The organism is Flexivirga endophytica (assembly GCF_014640635.1).
Classification (GTDB): domain Bacteria; phylum Actinomycetota; class Actinomycetes; order Actinomycetales; family Dermatophilaceae; genus Flexivirga; species Flexivirga endophytica.
The window spans coordinates 575,824-597,230 of sequence record NZ_BMHI01000004.1 but is presented as its reverse complement, the minus strand read 5'-3'; the positions used below and the strand labels follow the sequence as shown (position 1 = coordinate 597,230).

22 protein-coding genes are annotated in these 21,407 nt (G+C 68.0%); 12 read left to right on the top strand and 10 right to left on the bottom strand.

Annotated features, from left to right (window positions below; genetic code table 11):
* Positions 1–6: 6 nt before the first annotated feature.
* Complete coding sequence (locus tag IEX71_RS14865; protein WP_188837801.1) at positions 7–297, bottom strand: hypothetical protein; 291 nt, start codon at positions 295–297, stop codon at positions 7–9.
* 39 nt (positions 298–336) lie between these two features.
* Positions 337–840 (bottom strand): nucleoside deaminase, encoded by a 504-nt coding sequence (locus IEX71_RS14860; protein ID WP_188837800.1) that lies wholly within the window; start codon positions 838–840, stop codon positions 337–339.
* Between the two features lie 131 nt (positions 841–971).
* Here IEX71_RS14860 and IEX71_RS22695 point away from each other — a divergent pair, with 131 nt between their 5' ends.
* Positions 972–1,103: a hypothetical protein gene (locus IEX71_RS22695; RefSeq protein ID WP_268235958.1), complete on the top strand. Its 132-nt coding sequence runs from the start codon at positions 972–974 to the stop codon at positions 1,101–1,103.
* An 8-nt stretch (positions 1,104–1,111) separates the two neighbouring features.
* On the opposite strand, the gene IEX71_RS14855 is transcribed toward IEX71_RS22695, so the two are convergent.
* From IEX71_RS14855 to IEX71_RS14850, 3 genes are all read right to left on the bottom strand, one after another.
* Positions 1,112–1,429: a hypothetical protein gene (locus IEX71_RS14855; RefSeq protein ID WP_188837799.1), complete on the bottom strand. Its 318-nt coding sequence runs from the start codon at positions 1,427–1,429 to the stop codon at positions 1,112–1,114.
* A 48-nt stretch (positions 1,430–1,477) separates the two neighbouring features.
* Entirely contained in the window at positions 1,478–1,612 is a 135-nt protein-coding gene (locus tag IEX71_RS22690) for a hypothetical protein (RefSeq protein ID WP_268235957.1), read from the bottom strand.
* Between the two features lie 281 nt (positions 1,613–1,893).
* The gene (locus IEX71_RS14850; RefSeq protein WP_188837798.1) at positions 1,894–4,011 is read right to left on the bottom strand and encodes an MMPL family transporter; all 2,118 of its coding nucleotides are present in this window, start codon (positions 4,009–4,011) and stop codon (positions 1,894–1,896) included.
* 195 nt (positions 4,012–4,206) lie between these two features.
* Here IEX71_RS14850 and pdxT point away from each other — a divergent pair, with 195 nt between their 5' ends.
* The 11 genes from pdxT to IEX71_RS14795 all read left to right on the top strand — a co-directional run bounded on the left by pdxT (position 4,207) and on the right by IEX71_RS14795 (position 15,464).
* Positions 4,207–4,812: a pyridoxal 5'-phosphate synthase glutaminase subunit PdxT gene (gene pdxT, locus IEX71_RS14845; RefSeq protein WP_229749750.1), complete on the top strand. Its 606-nt coding sequence runs from the start codon at positions 4,207–4,209 to the stop codon at positions 4,810–4,812.
* A 55-nt stretch (positions 4,813–4,867) separates the two neighbouring features.
* Positions 4,868–5,641: a YebC/PmpR family DNA-binding transcriptional regulator gene (locus IEX71_RS14840; protein ID WP_188837796.1), complete on the top strand. Its 774-nt coding sequence runs from the start codon at positions 4,868–4,870 to the stop codon at positions 5,639–5,641.
* 465 nt (positions 5,642–6,106) lie between these two features.
* Positions 6,107–6,640, top strand: a complete 534-nt coding sequence (gene ruvC / locus IEX71_RS14835; protein ID WP_188837795.1) for a crossover junction endodeoxyribonuclease RuvC — start codon at positions 6,107–6,109, stop codon at positions 6,638–6,640.
* Positions 6,637–7,233, top strand: coding sequence for a Holliday junction branch migration protein RuvA (ruvA, locus tag IEX71_RS14830; RefSeq protein ID WP_188837794.1), 597 nt, complete (start codon positions 6,637–6,639; stop codon positions 7,231–7,233). The genes ruvC and ruvA overlap by 4 nt, the downstream gene beginning before the upstream one ends.
* Positions 7,230–8,339: a Holliday junction branch migration DNA helicase RuvB gene (gene ruvB, locus IEX71_RS14825; RefSeq protein ID WP_188837793.1), complete on the top strand. Its 1,110-nt coding sequence runs from the start codon at positions 7,230–7,232 to the stop codon at positions 8,337–8,339. Before ruvA ends, ruvB begins: the two co-directional genes overlap by 4 nt.
* Before the next feature lie 162 nt (positions 8,340–8,501).
* Entirely contained in the window at positions 8,502–8,864 is a 363-nt protein-coding gene (gene yajC, locus IEX71_RS14820; RefSeq protein ID WP_188837792.1) for a preprotein translocase subunit YajC, read from the top strand.
* Positions 8,865–10,871, top strand: a complete 2,007-nt coding sequence (gene secD / locus IEX71_RS14815) for a protein translocase subunit SecD (protein WP_188837791.1) — start codon at positions 8,865–8,867, stop codon at positions 10,869–10,871.
* A complete protein-coding gene (gene secF, locus IEX71_RS14810; protein WP_188837790.1) occupies positions 10,871–12,028 on the top strand; it encodes a protein translocase subunit SecF in 1,158 nt (385 codons plus the stop codon). Before secD ends, secF begins: the two co-directional genes overlap by 1 nt.
* Complete coding sequence (locus tag IEX71_RS14805; RefSeq protein ID WP_188837789.1) at positions 12,021–12,548, top strand: adenine phosphoribosyltransferase; 528 nt, start codon at positions 12,021–12,023, stop codon at positions 12,546–12,548. The genes secF and IEX71_RS14805 overlap by 8 nt, the downstream gene beginning before the upstream one ends.
* 69 nt (positions 12,549–12,617) lie before the next feature.
* Positions 12,618–14,924, top strand: a complete 2,307-nt coding sequence (locus IEX71_RS14800; protein ID WP_188837788.1) for a RelA/SpoT family protein — start codon at positions 12,618–12,620, stop codon at positions 14,922–14,924.
* 123 nt (positions 14,925–15,047) lie between these two features.
* Entirely contained in the window at positions 15,048–15,464 is a 417-nt protein-coding gene (locus IEX71_RS14795) for a hypothetical protein (RefSeq protein ID WP_188837787.1), read from the top strand.
* Positions 15,465–15,473: 9 nt separating this feature from the next.
* On the opposite strand, the gene IEX71_RS14790 is transcribed toward IEX71_RS14795, so the two are convergent.
* The 5 genes from IEX71_RS14790 to IEX71_RS14770 all read right to left on the bottom strand — a co-directional run bounded on the left by IEX71_RS14790 (position 15,474) and on the right by IEX71_RS14770 (position 21,359).
* Positions 15,474–16,625 carry a M48 family metallopeptidase gene (locus IEX71_RS14790; protein WP_229749749.1) on the bottom strand — a complete coding sequence of 384 codons (1,152 nt, stop codon included), beginning with the start codon at positions 16,623–16,625 and terminating at the stop codon, positions 15,474–15,476.
* The gene (locus IEX71_RS14785; protein WP_188837786.1) at positions 16,626–17,894 is read right to left on the bottom strand and encodes a lanthionine synthetase LanC family protein; all 1,269 of its coding nucleotides are present in this window, start codon (positions 17,892–17,894) and stop codon (positions 16,626–16,628) included.
* A 253-nt stretch (positions 17,895–18,147) separates the two neighbouring features.
* Positions 18,148–19,041 (bottom strand): T3SS effector HopA1 family protein, encoded by an 894-nt coding sequence (locus IEX71_RS14780; RefSeq protein WP_188837785.1) that lies wholly within the window; start codon positions 19,039–19,041, stop codon positions 18,148–18,150.
* Positions 19,038–19,967: an aminoglycoside phosphotransferase family protein gene (locus IEX71_RS14775; RefSeq protein WP_188837784.1), complete on the bottom strand. Its 930-nt coding sequence runs from the start codon at positions 19,965–19,967 to the stop codon at positions 19,038–19,040. Before IEX71_RS14775 ends, IEX71_RS14780 begins: the two co-directional genes overlap by 4 nt.
* A gap of 3 nt (positions 19,968–19,970) precedes the next feature.
* Positions 19,971–21,359: a chymotrypsin family serine protease gene (locus IEX71_RS14770; protein WP_188837783.1), complete on the bottom strand. Its 1,389-nt coding sequence runs from the start codon at positions 21,357–21,359 to the stop codon at positions 19,971–19,973.
* Positions 21,360–21,407: the final 48 nt, after the last annotated feature.

Sequence of the window (21,407 nt, the reverse complement as noted above, 5' to 3'; positions counted from 1 at the left end):
CGCTGGTCAGGAGGTTTCGCCGGGAGCGTCCCGCGGGAACCCCCTGCCCGCATGCGGATCCGCCGGCACGTCATACAGCTCGCGGAGCGTGCCGATCACCTCGAGCTCGCGTTTGCTGTGCGGGCTCGCACACGACTCGCCCTCGTCGCCGGGGACGGGATCGAACGAGTGCAGCACGATCTTCTCCAGCAGCTCGCCGAGCGACTCGTCGTTGAAGTCCGCGAGTCCTTTGAGGACTTTCACGAGTCGCTTGTCCATGCGTACGCCGAGCTGGACGCGGCTGAATTCGGTATTCATGGGACCACGGTAACTTGGTAACACGATCGTCGCATGTCATTAATGCTCGGAGCCGGCTGCTCGGCTCCCGATCGCGTGGCGGTGATGCAGCTGCCGCATGGACGCTTGGAGCTGCGGCGCCGGCCCGTCGACGGGTAAGCCGGGAGCGATCTGCGAGATCGCCAACGACTGGACCGGGCCGGCTGGCAGACCCCAGTCGGTGCGCCAGGTGGTCAGCTGCGCGGAGGACACCGCATAGACGATCCGTCCGAGACCGACCCATGCGTGGGCGGCGGCGCACATCGGGCAGTGCTCGCCGGAGGTGTAGACCGTCGCGACGCCGCGCTCATCGGGGGTCAGCTGCTCGGCGGACCAACGGGCGATCGCGAACTCGGGATGGCGAGTCTGGTCGCCGTCCTTGACTCGGTTGCGGTCCTCGAACCGAACGACGCCGGTTGCGTCGACCAGCAGCGATCCGAACGGCTCGTCGCCGTCGTCAAGTGCCTCACGCGCGAGCTCGACGCAGCGCTCGAGGTGGCCGAGGTCGATGTCGTTGAGAGCCATGAATGCATCACACCACGAGTCGGACGGCGTGCGCCCGGATCCGTCATCAGGGCACAGCGACTGATGGACGCAGATCGTCCGGGTGTCTGGGTGCACATGCTCAGCACGGCACGGTCGGGCCGAAGCGGCCTTTGTGGTTGCGTGCCGTCGTCGAGCCGATGCGCCATTGGCTGCTCGGTCGCGAGATCGGGGCACACCTAGCGGCATACGGGGAGGCCTGTGTCGGCCCGGACATCGTTGCCGCCGCTCCCGACGTGCATTGAAGCTCGGCTCAGCGGATGCGTCCGTCGCGGTAGTCGCGCACCACCGCGTCGACGACATTCTTCGCGTCTCGGAGCCCGGACCCCGACTCCTGACGGTATTGCTTGATCGCTTGGATCTCCTTGCCCCGCCGGACGAACTGCATCACGGTCTCCGACACCGGACCGCCGGCAACACCACCGGCCATGGTCGGCGGCGGGATGTTCGGTGCCGGAGGTAGTCGGGTCCACGACGGCGAGGTGTATGGCCCCTGCTGGCCGAGCAACGCGTAGAGGCGGTCGACGTGTTGCTCCAGTGCGGCGATCCTGGCGGCTGTCTCATCGTCCATACCCACCATCAGAGCACCGGACGACGGAGTCCGCACGCGGTGTGACCGTCAGGGTCGGCGGCCGATGCCGAGCAGGTGCTGACTGAGGTCCCGCAACCCGGGAACGTTGCTGAATCGACGAGCGAGCAGCATTGCTGCCGCACGTAATTCGGCATCGTGCGTGCGCTCGACCTCCAGCGCCATACCGCCCGGACCTGCACATCGTGTGCTGGGCGTTCCGCACGATGCGCAGGCCCGAGGCGTCGGTTCTGCGAAGTCGAGACTCGGGTCCAGCAGGAGGTGCGGCCAAGCGCACGTTCTGCTGGATCTTCACCCCGATGCCACGATTCCTCATTTGGGGCCGGCACATGGTGCGCGGGGAAGTTCCGCACGATGTGCGGGCCCGAGGCGTCGGATCTCCGAGATCGAGAGTCCGGTCCAGCAGGACGTGCGGACAGGCGCACGTCCTGCTGGACCTTTGCTCGTCATACCCGCGCCGCGGCATCCTCTGCCGCGTCGGCGGCGATCTTCTCCTCGGAGGCGTCCGGCACGTTGCGCAGGCTGCCGGGCCACCAGATCTTCGGACCGATGTCGAGTGTCAGCGCTGTGACCAGCACGGCCCGCACGATGATCGTGTCGATCAGGACGCCGAGCGCCACCGCGAAGCCGATCTCGGCGAACGCCACCAAGGGCAGGGTGCCGAGCACGGCGAAGGTGGACGCGAGCACCAGCCCGGCCGAGGTGATCACTCCGCCGGTCGCGGACAGCCCGACGAGGGCGCCACGTCTCGTGCCGTGTTGTCGCGCCTCCTCTCGCACGCGGGTCATCAGGAAGATGTTGTAGTCGATGCCGAGCGCCACCAGGAAGACGAAGACGAACAGCGGCAGCGACGGGTCGGTGCCGGCGAATCCGAAGACGTAGTGGAAGACCAGCGACGACAACCCGAGAGCTGCGGCGAACGACACGATCACCGTCAGGATGAGCAGCACCGGCGCGAAGATCGCGCGAAGCAGGACCCCGAGGATGACCAGGACCACGATCAATGTCAGCGGAATGATCACCCCGACGTCGTGGTCGGTCGCCTGTTGCACGTCATACGTCACCGCCGTGGTTCCGCCGACCATCGCGTGCGAGCCTGGGACGCCGTGGGCGATGTCCCGGATCTCGCGGACCTGGTCGAAAGCCTTGGAGCTGTAGGGATCGCCGGAGACCGACGTCTGCAGCAGGCTGCGGTCGCCACGGATGATCGGCTTCGCGGACGGGGCGAATCCGGCCGACGACAGCTGTTTCGTCGCCTGCTCCGACTGCGAGGTGTCGACGAGCACGTAGACCGGGTCCGAGGAATTGCTCCGGTAATGGCTCTGCAGGACCTTCGTCGCCGTGACCGAGTCCGGATTGCCGGTGAAGCTCTCGGTCGAGGACAGGCTGTGCGAGTTGAGCTGGGTGAGCCCGAGCGCGCAGAGCAACAGGAGTCCGCCGGTCACCAGCCACACCGCGCGCGGCCGTGGGCGGATGAACCCGCCGACGCGTGCCCACAGGCCGCTCTGGGTCGGCTCCGGGCTGCCGTAGGTGGGACGCCGCGGCCAGAAGACCCAGCGGCCCAGGATCACCAGCAGGGCGGGGAGCAGGGTCAGCATCGCCAGCAGCGCGAAGACGACGCCCAGCGCCGCAACCGGCCCGAGGCCCTTGGTGGAGTTCATCTCGGCGGCGAGCAGGCAGAGCATGCCCAGGATCACCGTGCTGCCACTGGCGAAGATGGCCGGGCCGGAGCGATGCAGTGCGAAAGCCATTGCCTCGTGGCGGTCTTCGTGTCTGCGCAACTCCTCTCGATAGCGGGCGACCAGCAACAGGGCGTAGTCCGTCCCGGCCCCGATCACCAGCACGGTCAGAATGCCGTAGCTCTGGCCGTTCACGGTGAGTCCGGTGTGATCGACCAACAGATAGATGAATGCCTGCGCGGCTGTGAGCGCCACGCCGGCGCTGAGGATCGGCAGCACCCACAGCACCGGGCTGCGATAGGTGAGCAGCAGGATCAGGATCACCACGCCGAGGGTGCCGAACAACAGCGTGCCGTCGATGCCGGCGAACGCGTCCGCCTGGTCGGCGCCGAAACCGACCGGGCCGCCGAGGTGCACGCTCATCCCGTTCGCGCCGTCCGTCGCGGTCGCGCGGATCTTCTTCGCGGTGGTCGGCAGATCGTTCCAACCGCTCTTCGGGTCGACGTGCAAGGGGACGAGTGTCTGCAGCGTCGTGCCGTCCTTGGACGGGATCGGACCCATGATCGGACCGCCCAGGTGCGGCGTCTGTTTCTTGTATGTCGCAACGTCGGCCTTCGCCTTGGCCCGGTCGGCCGCGGTCAGGCCGTTGTCGCGGTGATAGACCACGATCGCCGGCATGCTGTTGCGGTCGACGAACGTCCCGAGTTCGTCGTAAACCTTGGTCGACTCCGCACTGGCCGGCAGCCATGACGACGTCTGGTTGTCCTGCGCGCCGGACAACTTGCCGGCGAGTGGGCCGAGCGCGATCAGCGCTACGACCCAGATGACGAGTACTGCGTATTTGCTGCGGCGACCACACACCAGTGCCGCGAAACGACGATCCATCCGATGACCCCTCCGGAATGTTGGCTTCGCGGCAGATACTTAGCTTCCCTCACTGTCGCGATATATCGTGATTTTACGGGAAGTCGGGTGCGTTGCGCAGGAATTTTTTTCCGAAGCCGATGCGTAGAACTGCGATATTTCTCTTGCGCCCGATGTGCGGCCGGGCGGCTCGGGTGCGTGTGGGACGCTTGCGCAGTGAATTCACTCATCGGTGTGCTGGCGGTGCAGGGGGATGTCCGCGAGCACGCACGCTCCCTCGAATCCCTTGGAGCAGCAACACGTTTGGTACGTCGTCCGGAGGAGCTCGACGGTCTCGACGGCATTGTGCTGCCCGGCGGCGAGTCCACCACCATGGACAAGCTGCTCCGGGCGTTCGACCTGCGGGACCCGCTACGCGAGCGTCTGCAGGCCGGGCTCCCGGCATACGGCTCGTGCGCGGGAATGATCCTGCTCGCCGACCACGTGCTCGACGCCACGGCCGACCAGCAGACCCTGGGCGGGCTCGACGTGACCGTTCGCCGCAACGCCTTCGGGCGACAGGTGGATTCGTTCGAGGAGGACCTGTCGATGCCGGCGGTCATGGGGGAGCGCACGGATCCGGTCCGCGCCGTCTTCATCCGGGCGCCGTGGGTGGAATCCGTGGGGCCCGACGTGCAAGTGCTCGGCACCGTCACCACAGGACCGGCCGCCGGACGCATCGTCGCCGTCCAGCAGAACAACCTGCTGGCCACGTCGTTCCACCCGGAGGTGACCGGCGACCACCGGATCCACGAATACTTCCTGCGTATGGCGCAGCGCTGACGGGCGATAACATTGCCGGTCGAACCCCAGCACGTTCGATTCAGAAGAGGGACATATGAGCGGTCACTCCAAGTGGGCGACAACCAAGCACAAGAAGGCAGCGATCGATGCCAAGCGCGGCAAGCTGTTCGCCAAGCTGATCAAGAACATCGAGGTCGCGGCGCGCTCCGGCGGCGGTGATCTGGCCGGCAACCCGACGCTGTACGACGCGGTGCAGAAGGCCAAGAAGTCCAGCGTCCCCAACGACAACATCGATCGTGCCGTCAAGCGCGGCTCGGGCGCCGAGGCCGGCGGAGCCGACTACCTCGCGCTGACCTACGAGGGCTACGCGCCCGGTGGTGTCGCGCTGCTGATCGAGTGCCTGACCGACAACAAGAACCGTGCCGTCGCCGAGGTGCGCACCGCACTGCAGAAGAACGGCGGCTCCATGGGGGAGTCCGGCTCGGTCGCGTTCATGTTCAACCGCAAGGGTGTCGTGATCGTCCCCAAGAAGCAGCCGGACGGTGCCGAGGCCACCGAGGACGGCCTGCTCGAGGTCGTGCTCGACTCCGGCGCCGAAGAGGTCAACGACCTCGGCGAGTCGTTCGAGATCATCTCCGAGGCCACCGACCTGGTTGCGGTGCGCGAGTCGCTGCAGGCCGCCGGTGTCGACTACGACTCCGCCGACTCGTCGTTCCTGCCGACCGTCGAGGTACCGCTGGACAAGGAGGGCGCCAAGAAGATGTTCCGCATCATCGACGTTCTCGAGGACAGCGACGACGTGCAGAACGTCTACGCCAACGGTGACGTCCCCGACGAGGTGCTCGCGGAGCTCGAAGAAGAGGACTGACGCCGGTGGTCGCCCTGCCGATCGCAACAAGCGACGTCGATCCAGATGCCGAATGACGGCGCGCACCGCCGCCCCGGCGTCGACGAACCAAGTCCCGACTGGGCCGCGGCTACGGTTTCCAGTTCTGGATGGGTCGCACTGGATTTCTAGGGGACGGCGCGCTCGGACAGTTCTGCGTCGTACTGCCCGAACAGGACGCCGTACTCGCGCTGACCGCCGAGACCGATCGTAGGCAGGAAGTCCCCGGGACGTGCACAGGTCTCCCCAGTGTCGAGCAATCGACGAATTTGCCGACGTGAGCCGCGCACGGGCTGACACTGGGGAGAGGTATGACCGGGGCGTGGCCCAAGGCCTGCATCGCCGACGCGCCGCTCGCGCCTTCACGGGTATGGCGGTGCGCCCGCCTAAGCTGACGAAGACCGAACATATGTCGGACCCGTCTGCCGAAGAAGGAGCTGCCCCGCTGTGCGAGTGCTCGGAGTCGACCCCGGCCTGACCCGTTGCGGTCTCGGCGTGGTCGAAGGAGGCATCGGGCAGCCGGTGCGGATGATCGCGGTCGGTGTGGTGCGCACCCCTGTCACCGACGATCCGGCTGAGCGACTGTTCAGCCTGCAGACCGAGATCGACGAGTGGATGGAGCGGCACGAGCCCGACTCGGTCGCGGTCGAGCGGGTCTTCGCCAAGGCGAACATCAAGGGAATCATGGGCACGGCCCAGGCCTCCGCCATACCGATGCTCGCCGCTGCGCGCCGCGGCCTACCGCTCGCGCTGCACACGCCGAGTGAGGTCAAGGCCGCAGTCACCGGCAACGGTCGCGCCGACAAGGCACAGGTGACCTCGATGGTGACTCGCATCCTGCGACTGGACACCCCGCCCAAGCCGGCCGATGCGGCCGACGCACTGGCCATCGCCATCTGTCACGTATGGCGCGGCGGTGCCCAGGACCGCATCGCGGCCGCGGTGGCACGGCAGCGCGCGGCGACAGGAGGACGTGGATGATCGCGACACTGCGCGGGACCGTGCTGCACGTCGGGCTCGACCAGGTCGTCGTCGAGGTCGGCGGGGTCGGTCTGCTGACCCACACGACGCCGGGAACCGCAGCGGCGCTGCACGCCGGGGGAGAGGCCAGCCTCTCGACCACTCTGGTGGTGCGTGAGGACGCCCTGACGCTCTACGGCTTCGGCAGCGGCGACGAGCGCGACCTCTTCGAGCTGGTGCAAACGGTCAGTGGTGTCGGTCCGCGGATCGCGTTGGCAATGCTCGCTGTTGCCAGTCCCGACCAGATACGCGCCGCCATCGCCGGGGGCGACGTGGCTGCGCTGGTGAAGACACCCGGCATCGGCAAGAAGGGCGCCGAGCGGATCGTGCTCGAGCTCAAGGACAAGGTCGGCCCACTCATCACCGGCGACACCACCGACGTTCCCGCCGTGCCGACGAGTGGTCGGCACGACCAGGTGAGCGAGGCGTTGATCGGGCTGGGCTGGTCTGCCAAACAGGCCGACGACGCGGTCGCGAAGGTCACGTCCGCCGAGCCGGAGCTGACCGAGGTCTCCGCGCTGCTGCGGGCCGCGCTGCGTGAGCTGGGACGATGACCGGCGTGGACGAGGACTTCGAGCGCGACGTCGACGGGTCGTATGACGCCTCGGCCAGGATCGTCGACCCCGGAGGTGACGAGGACGAGCGCCGGCTCGAGGTCGCACTGCGACCCAAGCGCCTGGCCGACTTCCCGGGACAGCCACGTGTGCGTGACCAACTCGGCCTGCTACTGGAGGCCGCCCGCCGACGCCAGCGGCCACCGGACCACGTGCTGCTGTCCGGTCCGCCCGGACTCGGTAAGACGTCCCTGGCGATGATCATCGCGGCGGAGCTCGAGCAGCCGATCCGCATCACCAGCGGTCCGGCGATCCAGCACGCGGGCGATCTCGCCGCGATCCTGTCGTCGCTGGCCGAGGGCGAGGTGCTCTTCCTCGACGAGATCCACCGGATGGCGCGTCCCGCCGAGGAGATGCTCTACCTCGCGATGGAGGACTTCCGGGTCGACGTGGTCGTCGGCAAGGGACCGGGCGCCACCGCCATACCGCTGGAGTTGCCGCCGTTCACCGTGGTCGGCGCCACGACCCGCGCCGGCCTGCTGCCCGCGCCGTTGCGCGACCGGTTCGGCTTCACAGGACATCTCGACTTCTACGCGACCGCGGACCTGGCCGCGATCCTGACCCGCAACGCGACCCTGCTCAGGATCGACTCCACCGCGCAGGGCATCGACGAGATCGCCGGCCGTTCGCGTGGCACGCCCCGCATCGCCAATCGGCTGCTGCGGCGGGTGCGCGACTACGCGCAGGTGCATGGCAAGGACGTGGTGGACCTCGGCGCCGCGCGGGCTGCACTGGCGCTCTTCGACGTCGACGAGAGCGGTCTGGACCGACTGGACCGAGCTGTTCTCGACGCGCTGTGCCGCCGGTTCGGCGGCGGCCCGGTCGGGTTGTCGACCCTTGCGGTCGCCGTCGGCGAGGAGCCGGACACCGTCGAGACCGTTGCGGAGCCCTACCTGGTGCGGGAGGGTTATCTCGTACGCACCCCACGGGGCCGGGCGGCGTCCGCGCTCGCGTGGAAACACCTCGGCCTCACAGCACCGGCGACGGCGGTGGGCGCCATACCCTTACCTTTGACCGACGAAGCGGACAGTCGATTCGGAGATTGACAGCCGACACGGGCGGTCGATTCGGGGATTGACTCCGGCGCGGCCGGAACCCGACCGCCCTTCAGCGACGTTGCTCACTTAGACTCTCCCGTCGGCCGCCAATGCTGCCCGACGCCTACCGATATCAAGGACTGACTTTTCGATGTACGCACTGGAGCAGACATGGGCTCGCTGATCTTCCTGCTGCCCCTGCTGCTGATCGCCTGGCTCTTCTGGACCCAGCGTCGGCGCCAACAGAACATGCGCGCCGCGCAGGACCAGATCCAGGTCGGCCAGGAGATCAGCACCACCTCCGGCCTGCTCGGCACGCTGGTCTCGCTCGACGACGACGAGGGCACCATCGAGGTGTCTCCGGGTGTGCAGTTGCGCTTCGTCCGTCGCGCGATCGTGCCGCGTAGCCAGATCGGGGCGCCGAGCAGCACCACGCAGTCCGAGTCAGACACCGAGTCCGAGTCCGAGACACCGGCATCAGTCGATCTCGACAAGCGCGGCGACGACCAAGCTCCCGAGACGAAGGCCGAATAGGTGGCAACCCGAGCACGTCGATCAACTGCCGGCAAACCCCGGCAGATCCTGACCATCCTGTTGCTGCTGATCGTGGCGGTGTATGCCGGCATCGCGGGCACCGCTGCCTGGGGTTCGCCCAAGGGCCAGTGGACTCCGCTGCTCGGCCTCGACCTCGAGGGCGGCCGGCAGATCACCCTGCAGCCGATCGTCGGCAAGGGCGAGCAGGTCAACGCGGGGCAGGTCGAGCAGGCCGTCAACATCATCCGCAACCGCGTCAACGGCAACGGTGTTTCCGAGGCCGAGGTCTCAACCCTGAACAAGAAGCTGATCCAGGTGTCGCTGCCGGGCAACCCGAGCGAGCAGACCCTGAAATCGCTGGCGCAGTCGTCGGAGCTGTCGTTCCGGCCGGTGATCTCCTCGCAACAGGTCGCCGCGCCGACGCCCCAGGGCGCCACCCCGACTCCGAGTGGCTCGGCGTCGCCGAGCAGCTCACCCACGAGCGGGTCCGCCTCGAAGTCTCCGGCCTCGAAGTCTCCGGCCTCGAAGTCTCCGGCCTCGAAGTCTCCGGCCTCGAAGTCTCCGGCCTCGAAGTCTCCGGCCTCGAAGTCCACCTCGGGCGCCAACGACATCCTGCCGCAGGCATTCCGGGCCGACACCCAGAAGCCGACGTCCCCGTCGTCCAAGGCATCGTCCCCGGCGGGCAGCTCGTCGTCCGCCACGCCGAAGCCGAGTCCTGCGCCCGCTCCGGATCGTCAGCTGCCCGGTGCCCAGCCGCAGCCGGCCAACGGCAGCGATGACGCCTGGGCCAAGTTCCCGGTCGATTCCATCTGGATCCAGAACGGCCTGGCTCAGTCCGGCGACACCTACCAGGACCTCTTCCAGGCGTTCCCGTGCACCCAGGCGCAGGCGCCCAAGGGCAAACCCGCCGTGGAGTGGCGTGAGATCGCTGCCCGCGCACCGCACAGCCAGCCCGACGTCGGCTGCGGTGACGGTTACAAATACCTGATGGGCCCGGTCGAGGTCGAGGGCAAGCACCTCACGGACGCCGGCTACGGCAACCAGACCAACCAACAGGGCGTTGCGACCAACCAGGTCGAGGTCACCCTGAGCCTGGACAGCACGGGTGCCAAGGAATTCGCGGACGTGACCAAGCGTCTGACGCCATACGGCGAGGGCAACCCCAAGAACCAGTTCGCGATCACGGTCGACGGCAAGGTCGTCTCCGCCCCTGGTTCGCGGAGTGTGATCACCGATGGCAAGGCGTCCATCACCGGCAACTTCACCGAGAGCAGTGCCAAGACGCTGGCCAACCAGCTGAAGTTCGGTGCGTTGCCGTTCTCGTTCAAGGAGTTGACCTCCAACCAGGTCAGCCCGGAGGTCGGCACCGACCAGTTGCAGAAGGGCATTCTCGCCGGCCTGGCCGGCCTGCTGCTCGTCGTCCTCTACTCGTTGCTGCAGTACCGCGCGCTCGGTTTCGTCACCGTCGCATCGCTGATCGTCGCGGGCGTGCTGAGCTACGGCCTGGTCACCCTGCTGGGCTTCACCAGCGGGTTCCGCCTCACCATGGCCGGCGTCACCGGTCTGATCGTGTCGATCGGTATCACCGCGGACAGTTTCATCGTCTACTTCGAGCGGGTGAGAGACGAAGTCAGATCCGGTAGGCCCTTGCGGGCCGCCGTGCAGACCGGTTGGGGTCGCGCCCGACGGACGATCATCGTCTCGGACGCGGTCAACTTCCTCGCCGCAGCCGTGCTCTACGTGCTGTCCGAGGACAACGTCAAGGCGTTCGCGTTCACCCTCGGGTTGTCGACACTCGTCGACATCGCCGTCGTCATGATGTTCACCCATCCGGTGCTCACGCTGTTGTCGCAGACCAAGTTCTTCGGCAGCGGGCACAAATGGTCCGGGTTCGATCCGGACCGGCTCGGTGCCGCCGGTGTCACGTATGCCGGTCGCGGACGGGTCACCATCGCCGACCGCAAGGCGGCCGCGGGCTCCACCGCAGCCGAAGGAGGGCAGGCCTGATGGCGAGCTTCGCGCAGTTCGGTAACGACCTCTTCACCGGTCGGCGACAGATCAACTTCATCGGTCGGCGCCGCACCTGGTATCTCCTCACCGGCATCCTGCTGATCATCGCTGCGGTCGGCATCTTCGGTCGCGGTCTGAACTTCAGCCTGGAGTTCGAGGGCGGCTCGCACATCTCCGTAGCGAATATCCAGAACACCAAGAACTTCGACTCGCGTGCGCACAATGCGGTGAAGTCGGCCGTGGGGTCGGCCGACAACCTGCAGGTCACCAAGGCCGGCGCGACCACGGTCACCATCGAGTCCAAGAAGCTCGGCAAGGGCACGTCGGCCGACACCGACAAGGTGGCCGAGGCATTGGCCAAGGAGTTCCATGTCAAGCAGAGTTCGGTGAGCACGGACTTCATCGGGCCGTCGTGGGGAAGCTCGGTCACGCACAAGGCGATCCAGGCACTGATCGTCTTCCTGCTGCTGCTGGCGCTGTTGTTGTCGGTCTATTTCCGCACCTGGACCATGGCCGCGGCCGCTCTCGTCGCGCTGGTCCACGACCTGTTCTTCACCGTCGGTATCTACGCGCTGACCGGCATCGAGATCTCACCGGCGACGATGATCGGCTTCCTGACGATCCTCGGTTACTCGATCTACGACACCGTGGTCGTCTTCGACAAGGTGCGGGAAAACACCGACGAGGCGATCCGGGACGGCAACCGGACCTACGCACAGGCGGCCAACTACGCCGTCAACCAGACGCTGGTCCGCTCGATCAACACCTCGGTCGTCGCACTGCTGCCGATCACCGCGATCATGGTGGTCGGGATCGTCTTCCTCGGACCGGGCACCCTGCTCGACCTGGCTGTCGCACTGTTCTTCGGTATCGCCGTCGGCACCTACTCCTCGATCTTCATCGCCACTCCGCTGCTGACATCGCTGCGGCATCGGGAGGCGAACATCAAGGAGCTCGACCGTCGTGCGCTGGCCTACCAGACCAGCCAGGCGAGCGTGCTGGCCCGGACCGGCACACGCGAGCAGCACACGCCGGGGGAGTCCTCGTCCGGCGTGATCGAGCCGGAGCGCGCCAAGGCCGCCAAGGCGGCGGCGGCGACCAAGGTGCGCCACCGCGAGATCCACCCGCTCGCCAAGCGCGACGACAATGACTGAGGACGCAGCCCGGATCCTCGCAGCGCACACCCGTGAGGTGGCCGACTTCCCGAAGCCAGGCGTCATGTTCAAGGACCTGACTCCGCTCTTCCGGGAGCCGGAAGCGTTCCAGGTCGTGCTGGACGACATCGCCGAGCGGTGGGCCGGCAAGGTCGATGTCGTCGCCGGTGTCGAGGCCCGCGGGTTCATCCTGGGTGCGCCGCTGGCGTTGCGGATGGGTCTGGGGTTCGTGCCGATCCGCAAGGCCGGCAAGTTGCCCGGCGACACGCACACCCGGTCCTACGATCTCGAGTACGGCACCGCGACGATCGAGGTGACCACCGACGCGTTCACGGCCGGTCATCGCGTGCTGTTGGTCGACGACGTGCTCGCGACCGGTGGCACCGCGGCGGCGGCATGCGATCTCGTCGAAGGTGCCGGTGCCGAGGTTGTCGCCCTGGAGATGCTGCTCGAGCTGAGCTTCCTGAACGGCCGGGACAAGCTGCCCGGTCGCGAGGTCCGCGCCATTCTCGTCGACTGAGTCACCCCGCGGAGTCCTCCGGCTGACCGCCGGTCCGGTTCGGCCATCTCGCGCGATTACACTCCATATATGAGTCAGGAAGAGCGCACCAGCAACCCGTCGGGTGCCTCTCGGGTGCGAGCCCGGCTCGTCCGGTTCGGCGCTCCGCGGCCGAGCACCAACCGCGAGATCGAGCCCTTGCTCGCCATCGTGCGGGCGACGCATCCCAAGGCCGATCTGGCGGTCATCGACCGTGCCTACGGCGTGGCCGAGAAGGCGCATCAGGGCCAGTTGCGCAAGTCGGGCGACCCCTACATCACGCACCCGCTCGCTGTCGCCACCATCCTGGCCGAGCTCGGTATGACGCCACCTACCCTCGCCGCGGCACTGCTGCACGACACGGTCGAGGACACGCCGTACAGCCTGACGCAGTTGACGGACGAGTTCGGTCAAGAGATCGCGATGCTGGTCGACGGTGTCACCAAGCTGGACAAGGTGACCTACGGCGACGCCGCGCAGGCCGAGACCGTCCGCAAGATGGTCATCGCGATGGCGCGGGACATCCGGGTGCTGGTCATCAAGCTGGCCGACCGGCTGCACAATGCGCGCACCTGGCGCTATGTGTCCGCCGAGTCCGCGCAGCGCAAGGCCACCGAGACGCTGGAGATCTACGCTCCACTGGCGCACCGGCTGGGCATGAACACCATCAAGTGGGAGCTGGAGGACCTGTCCTTCGCCACGCTTTACCCCAAGGTCTACGACGAGATCGCCCGGCTGGTGGCCGACCGGGCGCCGGCTCGGGAGGAATACCTGCGGGGCGTCCGCGAGCAAGTGACCGGCGACCTGCGCTCGGCCAAGATCAAGGCCACCGTCACTGGTCGGCCGAAGCACTACTACTCCGTCTACCAGAAGATGATCGTCCGCGGCCGCGACTTCGAGGACATCTACGACCTGGTGGCCATCCGGGTGCTGGTGGAGTCGGTCCGCGACTGTTATGCCGTGCTCGGCACGATCCATTCGCGGTGGAGTCCGCTGCCCGGGCGCTTCAAGGACTACATTGCGATGCCGAAGTTCAACATGTACCAGTCGTTGCACACGACGGTCATGGGACCGCAGGGCAAGCCGGTGGAGATCCAGATCCGCACCTTCGCGATGCACCGTCGCGCCGAATATGGTGTCGCGGCGCACTGGAAATACAAGGAAGACGCCAAGAAGGGCGACGCCGACACCGAGGGCGACGGTCCCGGCAACGACATGAGCTGGTTGCGGCAGTTGCTGGACTGGCAGCGCGAGACCGCCGATCCGGGTGAGTTCCTGGAGTCGCTGCGCTTCGACGTCGGTTCCCGTGAGGTCTACGTCTTCACACCCAAGGGCTCGGTCATGGGGTTGCCGGCCGGGTCGACCCCCGTCGACTTCGCGTATGCCGTGCACACCGAGGTCGGGCACCACACGATCGGCGGTCGGGTCAACGGACGCCTGGTGCCGCTGGAGAGCCCGCTCGAGAACGGCGACGTCGTGGAGATCCTGACGTCGAAGGCCGACGGCGCCGGGCCCAGCCGCGACTGGCTGGGCTTCGTCAAGAGCCCACGTGCCCGCAACAAGATCCGCCAGTGGTTCTCCAAGGAGCGCCGCGAGGAAGCGATCGAGAACGGCAAGGACGCCCTCGCCCGGACGATCCGCAAGAAGGGCCTCGGCATACAGCGGCTGATGTCGCACGAGTCGCTGACCTCGGTCGCCGAGCGGTTGAAGTACCAGGACATCGACGCCCTGTATGCCGCCATCGGCGACAGCCATGTCTCACCCGAGCACGTGGTCAAGCAGTTGGTGACGATGCTCGGCGGCGAGGACGCCACCACCGAGGATCTGGCCGAGGCGACCAACCCGGTGCGCCGCAACCGGCGGTCCGCGGACACCGATCCGGGTGTGACCGTGGTCGGCACCGACGACGTGTGGGTGAAGCTGGCCCGCTGCTGCACCCCGGTGCCCGGCGACGACATCATCGGCTTCGTCACGACCGGCAACGGTGTGTCGGTGCACCGGCGGGACTGCACCAACGCCGAGCAGCTGCTGGCTCAGCCGGAGCGGTTGATCAACGTCGCGTGGTCCCCATCCGCGGCGTCGGTCTTCCTGGTCCAGTTGCAGGTCGAGGCGCTGGACCGCAACGCGCTGCTGTCCGACGTGACACGCGTGCTGTCCGAACAGCACGTCAACATCCTGTCCGCGTCGGTGCAGACGACCCGCAACCGCGTCGCGATCTCGAAGTTCACCTTCGAGATGGGCGACCCCAACCACCTCGAGCACGTCATCAAGGCGGTCCGCAAGATCGATGGCGTGTTCGACGTCTACCGGATCACCGGGTCCGGCCACCGCAGCACCGAAACTGCCTCGCACGCCTGACGTCTCGAGCCGCCGGTCCGGCTCGGCGGGACGAACGGCTGGTCGTCGTCCGATCCGGGCCCAACGCGGACCCTGTGGACAACTTCTGCGCGCGTATGACGCCCCGGTGCATGCTCTGGATGCATGACAACACCACGTGAACACAAGCCGATCCGGACCGAGCACGACCTCTTCGAGCGCTGGGAGGAACTGATGGGCGACGGCGGTTTCGGCCGCCGCAGCCTGTGGTTGATCTTCCTCGACGAGGAGGGGCGACAATCCGATCTCATCGTGCCCATCGACGACATACCGATCCTGCCCGACTCGCGGGACGTGCACGCGATCGGCGATCTCATCGCTCGGGTCCGTGAGGAGGTCGGCGTGGCGCAGGTGCCGATGTTGCTCTCGAGGCCCGGGCCGTCGGAGATCACCGAAGGAGACCGGCGGTGGGCCATCGCGTTGACCGAGGCGTTGCGCGACCTGCGTCCGCAGTGGCCGATCCACCTGGCGACCCGTGACCGGGTCCAGGTCTTCGCGCCGGATGACCTGGTGGCCGCTTGACGGGCGACGTCAGCTGTCGGTGGACCGGTCGGTGCGCGGCGGGCCCGACGGATCGTTCGGCCGATTGAACCACCCGCCGACGCGGACGCCCATCTTGCCCACCTGCTCCCCGACATTGTTGAGCGCGTTCACCAGTGCATCGGTCGACTCGGACGCCGCCTGCTTGTACGACTTGGCCGCACCGCCGAGATCGCTGCCGAGAGTGGCCGGATCGTCGCTGCTGCGGCGGAGGTAGTCGCCCGCCAGGATCGCCCGGTACTCCTGCGAGCCGGCCCATTTCTGCAGCTGCTGAGCACGGACGACCGCCAGTGGGTGCGACATGCCCTCGACCGCACGCAGCTTGTGGATCGAGTCGCGGATGTCGTCGACACCGAGGTATTCCTCGGCCTGCTGCAGGAACGACGGCACGTCGATCTCGTCCGGGTCCACGCCGCCGGCCAGCAGGATGTGCGCCCGAAGTGCCGCCTGCGGGTCCTGCGCGCACAGCAGCCCGGCGCGGTCCGACGTGAGCTCTGCCTTGCGGTACCACTCGCGCAGCGCCGCGACCACAGCGCGTATGCCGAGTGCGCCCGCCGGTATCCAGGACAGTGTCGTCTGCATGGACAACAGGCGCACCAGCAACGTCCGCAGCACCGCGTGACCGGACAGCACGTGCCCCATCTCGTGCCCGATGGAGAACCGGATGCTGTCGTCGTCCATCGCGTCGAGCAGACCGGTGGTCAGGATGATGAAGGGCTCGTCGATGCCGATGGTGAGTGCGTTGACCTCCGGATCACGCTGGACGAACATCGCCGGCAACCGTGGCAGGTCCAGGATCTCGGCACACTCGACCTGCATCTGGTGCAGCTTCGGGTACTGCTTCTCGCCGACCCGGATGCACGACCCGAGAGCCATCAGCCGCTCACCCCGCTCGGGGAAGACCCCGGACAACGCACGCAGGATGTCCGACAGGCCGGGCACGGCACGCATCGTCGCCATGACACCGCGGTCGGCGGGATGCTCGTAGGCGCGCGGTGAGATGTCCGGGAAACGGACCCGTCCCGGCGCCGAGATGATCTGGTTGAGGTCGGTGTCGTCACCCATGCCATGTGCCCCTGTGGTGTGGTCGTCGGTGCGGGCCAGTATGACGCCAACGCCGATCACCTCGTTCCGCACCGTCACTCAGCCGAGCAACACCGCCGGGCGACTGTGGTCAGCACCGGCGCCCGGGCCCGTCATGCCCGCCAGGTCCGCGAGCAGCACCGCGGTGCCGGCGACCCCGTTGAACAGCGCGAGATCACCGTCCGCGTCCGGAAGCCCGCAGGGCCAGTGACTCGGGTCGTCACCCGCGACGTCGAGGAAGTCGACGGCGGTGTCGAGCGCAAGGGCGCGGTGCGCCGGTTCGTCGAGAACCGTTGCGGCGAGGTCGAGCACCGCGGCCGGCGCCCCCAGCCCGTGGCAGAGGGTCCAGCCCTGGCCGAGTCCGCTGGCGCCATACGCCCGCCACGACTCGCGTTCGAGCCACAACTCGGCGCCACAGGCCTGGACCGCGACCTCCAACTCGGCACGGATCGCATCCTCCGGCCACGGCACGTCGAGCCCGTGCGCGGCCAGCTCCAGCAGGCGCAGCCGTACGGCGCCTGCGCCAGCCGCACCGTGGCACCAGCGCGCCGCCCACACCGGGTACGCCTCGCGCAGGTCCGGCCAGCCGCCATGCAACGGATTCGACCACGCGGCCTCGAAGCGCAGCGCCTCCTGCGCCAGCGACAACGCCGAGTCGGCCAATTCGCCCCAACGCCAAGCGGATTCGGCGAGCGCCCAGGCGATTCCGCTCGCGCCGTGCGCCATACCGCACAAGGGGCGTGCCGCGTCGGCCGCCTGGGTGGGATCCGGCCACCCGCGCCCCCACACCTGCTGCTCCGAACGCGCCCACAAGGCATCGATGAGCGGGCCCGCGACCTCGGGCGCAGCGTCGGGCAGCCGGGTGAGCGCGAGCAGGGCGCCGGCCAGTCCTGAGGTGAGGTCGCTGGAGGGGAGCGCGGCCGACAGTTCGATCGATGCGCCGCGTGATCCCGCGCTCGCCCCACACACCAACTCCACTCCGGCCGCGCCGGACAACAACCCGGGCCCGAGCAACGACGGACGCCGCCCGAGAGCGACGGAGGCACGCTGCGCGAGCGAGACGACGTCCGATCGGCCGAGCGCGGGCCCGAGCCGCTGCAACGCCCACACGATGCCGGCGTCGCCGTCGTACAACGAGGATCTGCCCCCGGTGCAGCCCTCAGGAGTCCCGGTGGCTGACAGCACCCAGGTGGGCCAGGTGACGTCGTCGCCGAGGTCGATCGCCGTTTCCTGCAGGAGTGCGACACATGCGCGCACCGCGCGGCGCAGCCGGCCGACCGTGCCGATCGGTTCGGCCACCGTTCGCACGGGCTCGACGACGATGCTCATGCTGCCTCCCTCCTCCGTCGGGAGCCAGCATTCGACCCGTGCCTGTCCGGTCGCTCGCTCATGCTGCCTCCCTCCTCCGTCGGGAGCCAGCATTCGACCCGTGCCTGTCAGGTCGCTCGCTCATGCTGCCTCCCTCCTCCGTCGGGAGCCAGCATTCGACCCGTGCCTGTCAGGTCGCTCGCTCATGCTGCCTCCCTCCTCCGTCGGGAGCCAGCATTCGACCCGTGCTTGTCCGGTCGCTCGCTTCGCTCGCTCATGCTGCCACCGCAACTCCGCGCAGGTGCGCCGTCAATGGGTCGACCCCGTGTTCGGCAAAGACCTCCGCCACGACGTCGGTGAAGGCGCTGGAGCGTGCCTCGGCCCGCCGATGAGCCTCACTGAGCCAACGACAGCGGAGTTCGCCGAAGCTCTGACCGTTGCCTGGGTCCTCGCTCCAGGCCAAACCGGGCGCGAGCACCTGGGTGAACGGCGGCGACGCGTTCCGGACGTGCTCGGCACACCCGACCTGCAAGGCATCGAATGCCTCGGAGCGGCAGGCGTCCGGCAGGTAGAGCACCACGCCGTCCGCGCGGTCCAGTGCGGCCGGGTCGGTCGCGACCTTGAGCGACCATTGCTGCGTGAACAGCGGTATGACGCGGGTGATCTCGTGCACCAGACGCGCGACCTCGACGCGGCGGGGAGCGAGGTAGAGACGGGTCAGGTCTTGCGCCGATCCGTCCTCCGGCCAGGCGTCACCCCAGGTACGCCACCACCCCTGCTCGTCGTGACCGCCTCGCCGGCGGGTGATGCGCAACCGGGTCCCGATGGACGGTGCAAGACCGGCGCCGGACCGTGCGGTCAGATAGTCACCACGCCCGACCGCCCGACGGCGGGTGCGGCGCGCGGTGTCCGCGACGACCGCCGCGCCATACCCGCCGATGGCCAGCACTTCGTGCTCCACCGGCGACCAGGTGAGCGCACCCGCGTGGGCGGCGCGCAGCGCCCAGCTCAGTGGCGGATCCCATCGTCCGCGACTCGTCCCGCCGGGGCGGGGCGCCGCCCACCAGTGTTCGTAGAGCGCCATGGCCGGGTCGTCCACATCGGCCATCACGGTCAGGACGTGCTGCGCGGCCTGGAGTTCTGTTGTGGTGTGCGTGTCCCAGCTCATCGGGATCCCTCCGGCATCGGTCTGGTGGTGTGCAGGGCGTCGCGTCGGGCCTGCGTCAGCAGCTGCCCGACGACGGGGTGGTTCTGGGCGTCGGCCGTCGCGGCGTACTGCCAGGCGGTGACGAGGGCACGCACCGCCCGCCACACGGGTGCGTAGGGCAGGGCGGTGCCGCCGGCCGCGGCATACGCACGACGGAAAACCGTCGTCGCCAGGCCGAGCGACCCGAGCGTCTGCTCGGCGGTGACCAGGTCCCAGCACGGGTCGCCCCGGCCCGCGGACTCGAGGTCGATGAAGGTCAGGTGCCCGTCGGTGTCGACGATGACGTTGGACGCGGACAGGTCGCCGTGCGTCCAGCAGGTGCCGCGCGCCCAGGCAGCGGCGAGCGGCCGTAGGGCGTTGCGGATCGCGGGTTCACGCCAAGCGCTGAGCACTGCGTCACGGTCACGATCCGGCGGATGAGTGGTCATCGACGGGAGCGGCTCGGCCAGCAACGGCCAAGGTGCCCGGGCAGCCGGTATGTCGGCGTCCACCGGTGCGGTGTGCAGGGTGGCGAGTGCCCGGCCGAGCGCGGTCGACAATCGATGTGCCGACTGCTCGTCGAGCGTCGTCGTCGTCAGGTCGTGCCCCGGTGCGGCACCGGTCCACACCAGCGCGGATCCCCCCTGAAGGACCAGCGCTGGTGTCAGACCGAGGAGGCGCAGGCGGTCGAGCGCGAGCCGTTCGGCGGCGACGACGTCGTCACCGTCGAGTCGGCTGGCGAGACCGGCCTGTTTGGCATAAGCGACGGCTCGTCCCTCTCGTTGCACGCAGTGCACGCCATTGGTGCGACTGAGCGGTATGACGCCGGCCGCTCCGGAAGCCACGTCGTTCCCACTGACCAGGCCCGCCCGGACCGCGAGCGACAGGATCTCCGGAGTGCCGTTCATCGTTCAGGCCTCGTCCGGCCCGTCGAGCTCGTTGATCTCCTCCAACGCCGCCAGGTAACCGGCCCAGTACTCCTCCGGCACGTCGGCCGTCGCGCCATACCCGTGCCCGTCCTCGGACTGCCCGCCTTCGATCGGTCCCGGGTCGGGGATCGGTATGTCGCAGCCGGCTCGCGTGAAGACGCTGCAGGTCACCGCGGTCCGCGTCACGACCGGACACCAGGTCGCGCGGGTGACGTTGCACGCCACCGCCCGGGTGACCAGACACGATGCGGTGCGTGTGAGGTTGCAGCCTGCACTCCGGGTGAACAGACACGCGACCGGGCGGGTGATGTTGCAGACCACCAGCCTCGTGTTGAGACAGGAGACGATCGGCCGCGTCACGACCGGAGCCACCATGAGGTCGACGTTCAACTCGTCCAGCACCGACTGGATCGGGTTGGCGAACGTCCACTGGCCGTCGCTCGACCCGGCGAAGAGCAGGCCGACGACCATCCGGTTGTTGTCCATCACCACGGAGCCGGAGTCGCCGTGATCGGAGAACCGCGCGGACCGACTGGTGTCGGTCTGGACACGGATCTGATGGTGCAGAGTGCGTGATCCGACGTCGCTGCCGTAGTTGATCGTGACCGTGAAATCAGTGGAAATAACTGTGCCGTAGGTCAATTCGGTCGTCCGGCCCCGCTTGCGGACGGCAGCACCGACGGTTGCGGCGGTGTGACCGGCCACGTCGCCGATGTCCTGGACGCTCGGTGTCGTCGACCTGCCGGTGTCGACCGTGACCACCGATCCGTCCACGTCGTCGGAGAGGGTGGCGCGGGTGAGACTGCCGAACTGGTTGCTGCTGGAGCCACCGTCGAGCAGGGACGGTTGTACCATGCGGTCACCGACGGACCAGGTGCTGTTGACGCAGGCCACGTGGAAGTTGGTGAGCGCCATCGTCGCGCCGTTGCCGCGGTCACGCACCATTGCGCCCAGCGTGCCGGCGAAGATGTAGTAGCCCGCGGACGTCACATCCGGCGGCGTGAGATAGACGCTGCGCAGCGGGCCCATCGAGATGCCGCCGTGCAGGACCGCGTAGGTCGTGGTGTCGACCTGGGGAGTCACGTCGTCGACGAGTTGCATCGACGGACCCTGCAGTTCGACCGTCATCTGCTGCACATCGGTCGGGACACCGTCGATCTCCTTCGGCACCCTGTCGGCGGCCGACAGCTTCGACGTCGGTTGCTTGTCCTCGACGAAGACCACGATCGACAGCTGTCCCGTGTTCTTGCCGTCGGTCACCTTGTCCGCGATGTCGACACCGATGACGTTCTTCTTGGCCAGCAGGTCCGCCTCGGCGGTCTCCTTGACGCCGCGGATCTGTGCCCGGGCGTGCGTTCGTTCGTCAGGCATGGGACTTCCTTCCCCCTCGATGCGGCCCGTGGGTCGGGCCCGTTGCAT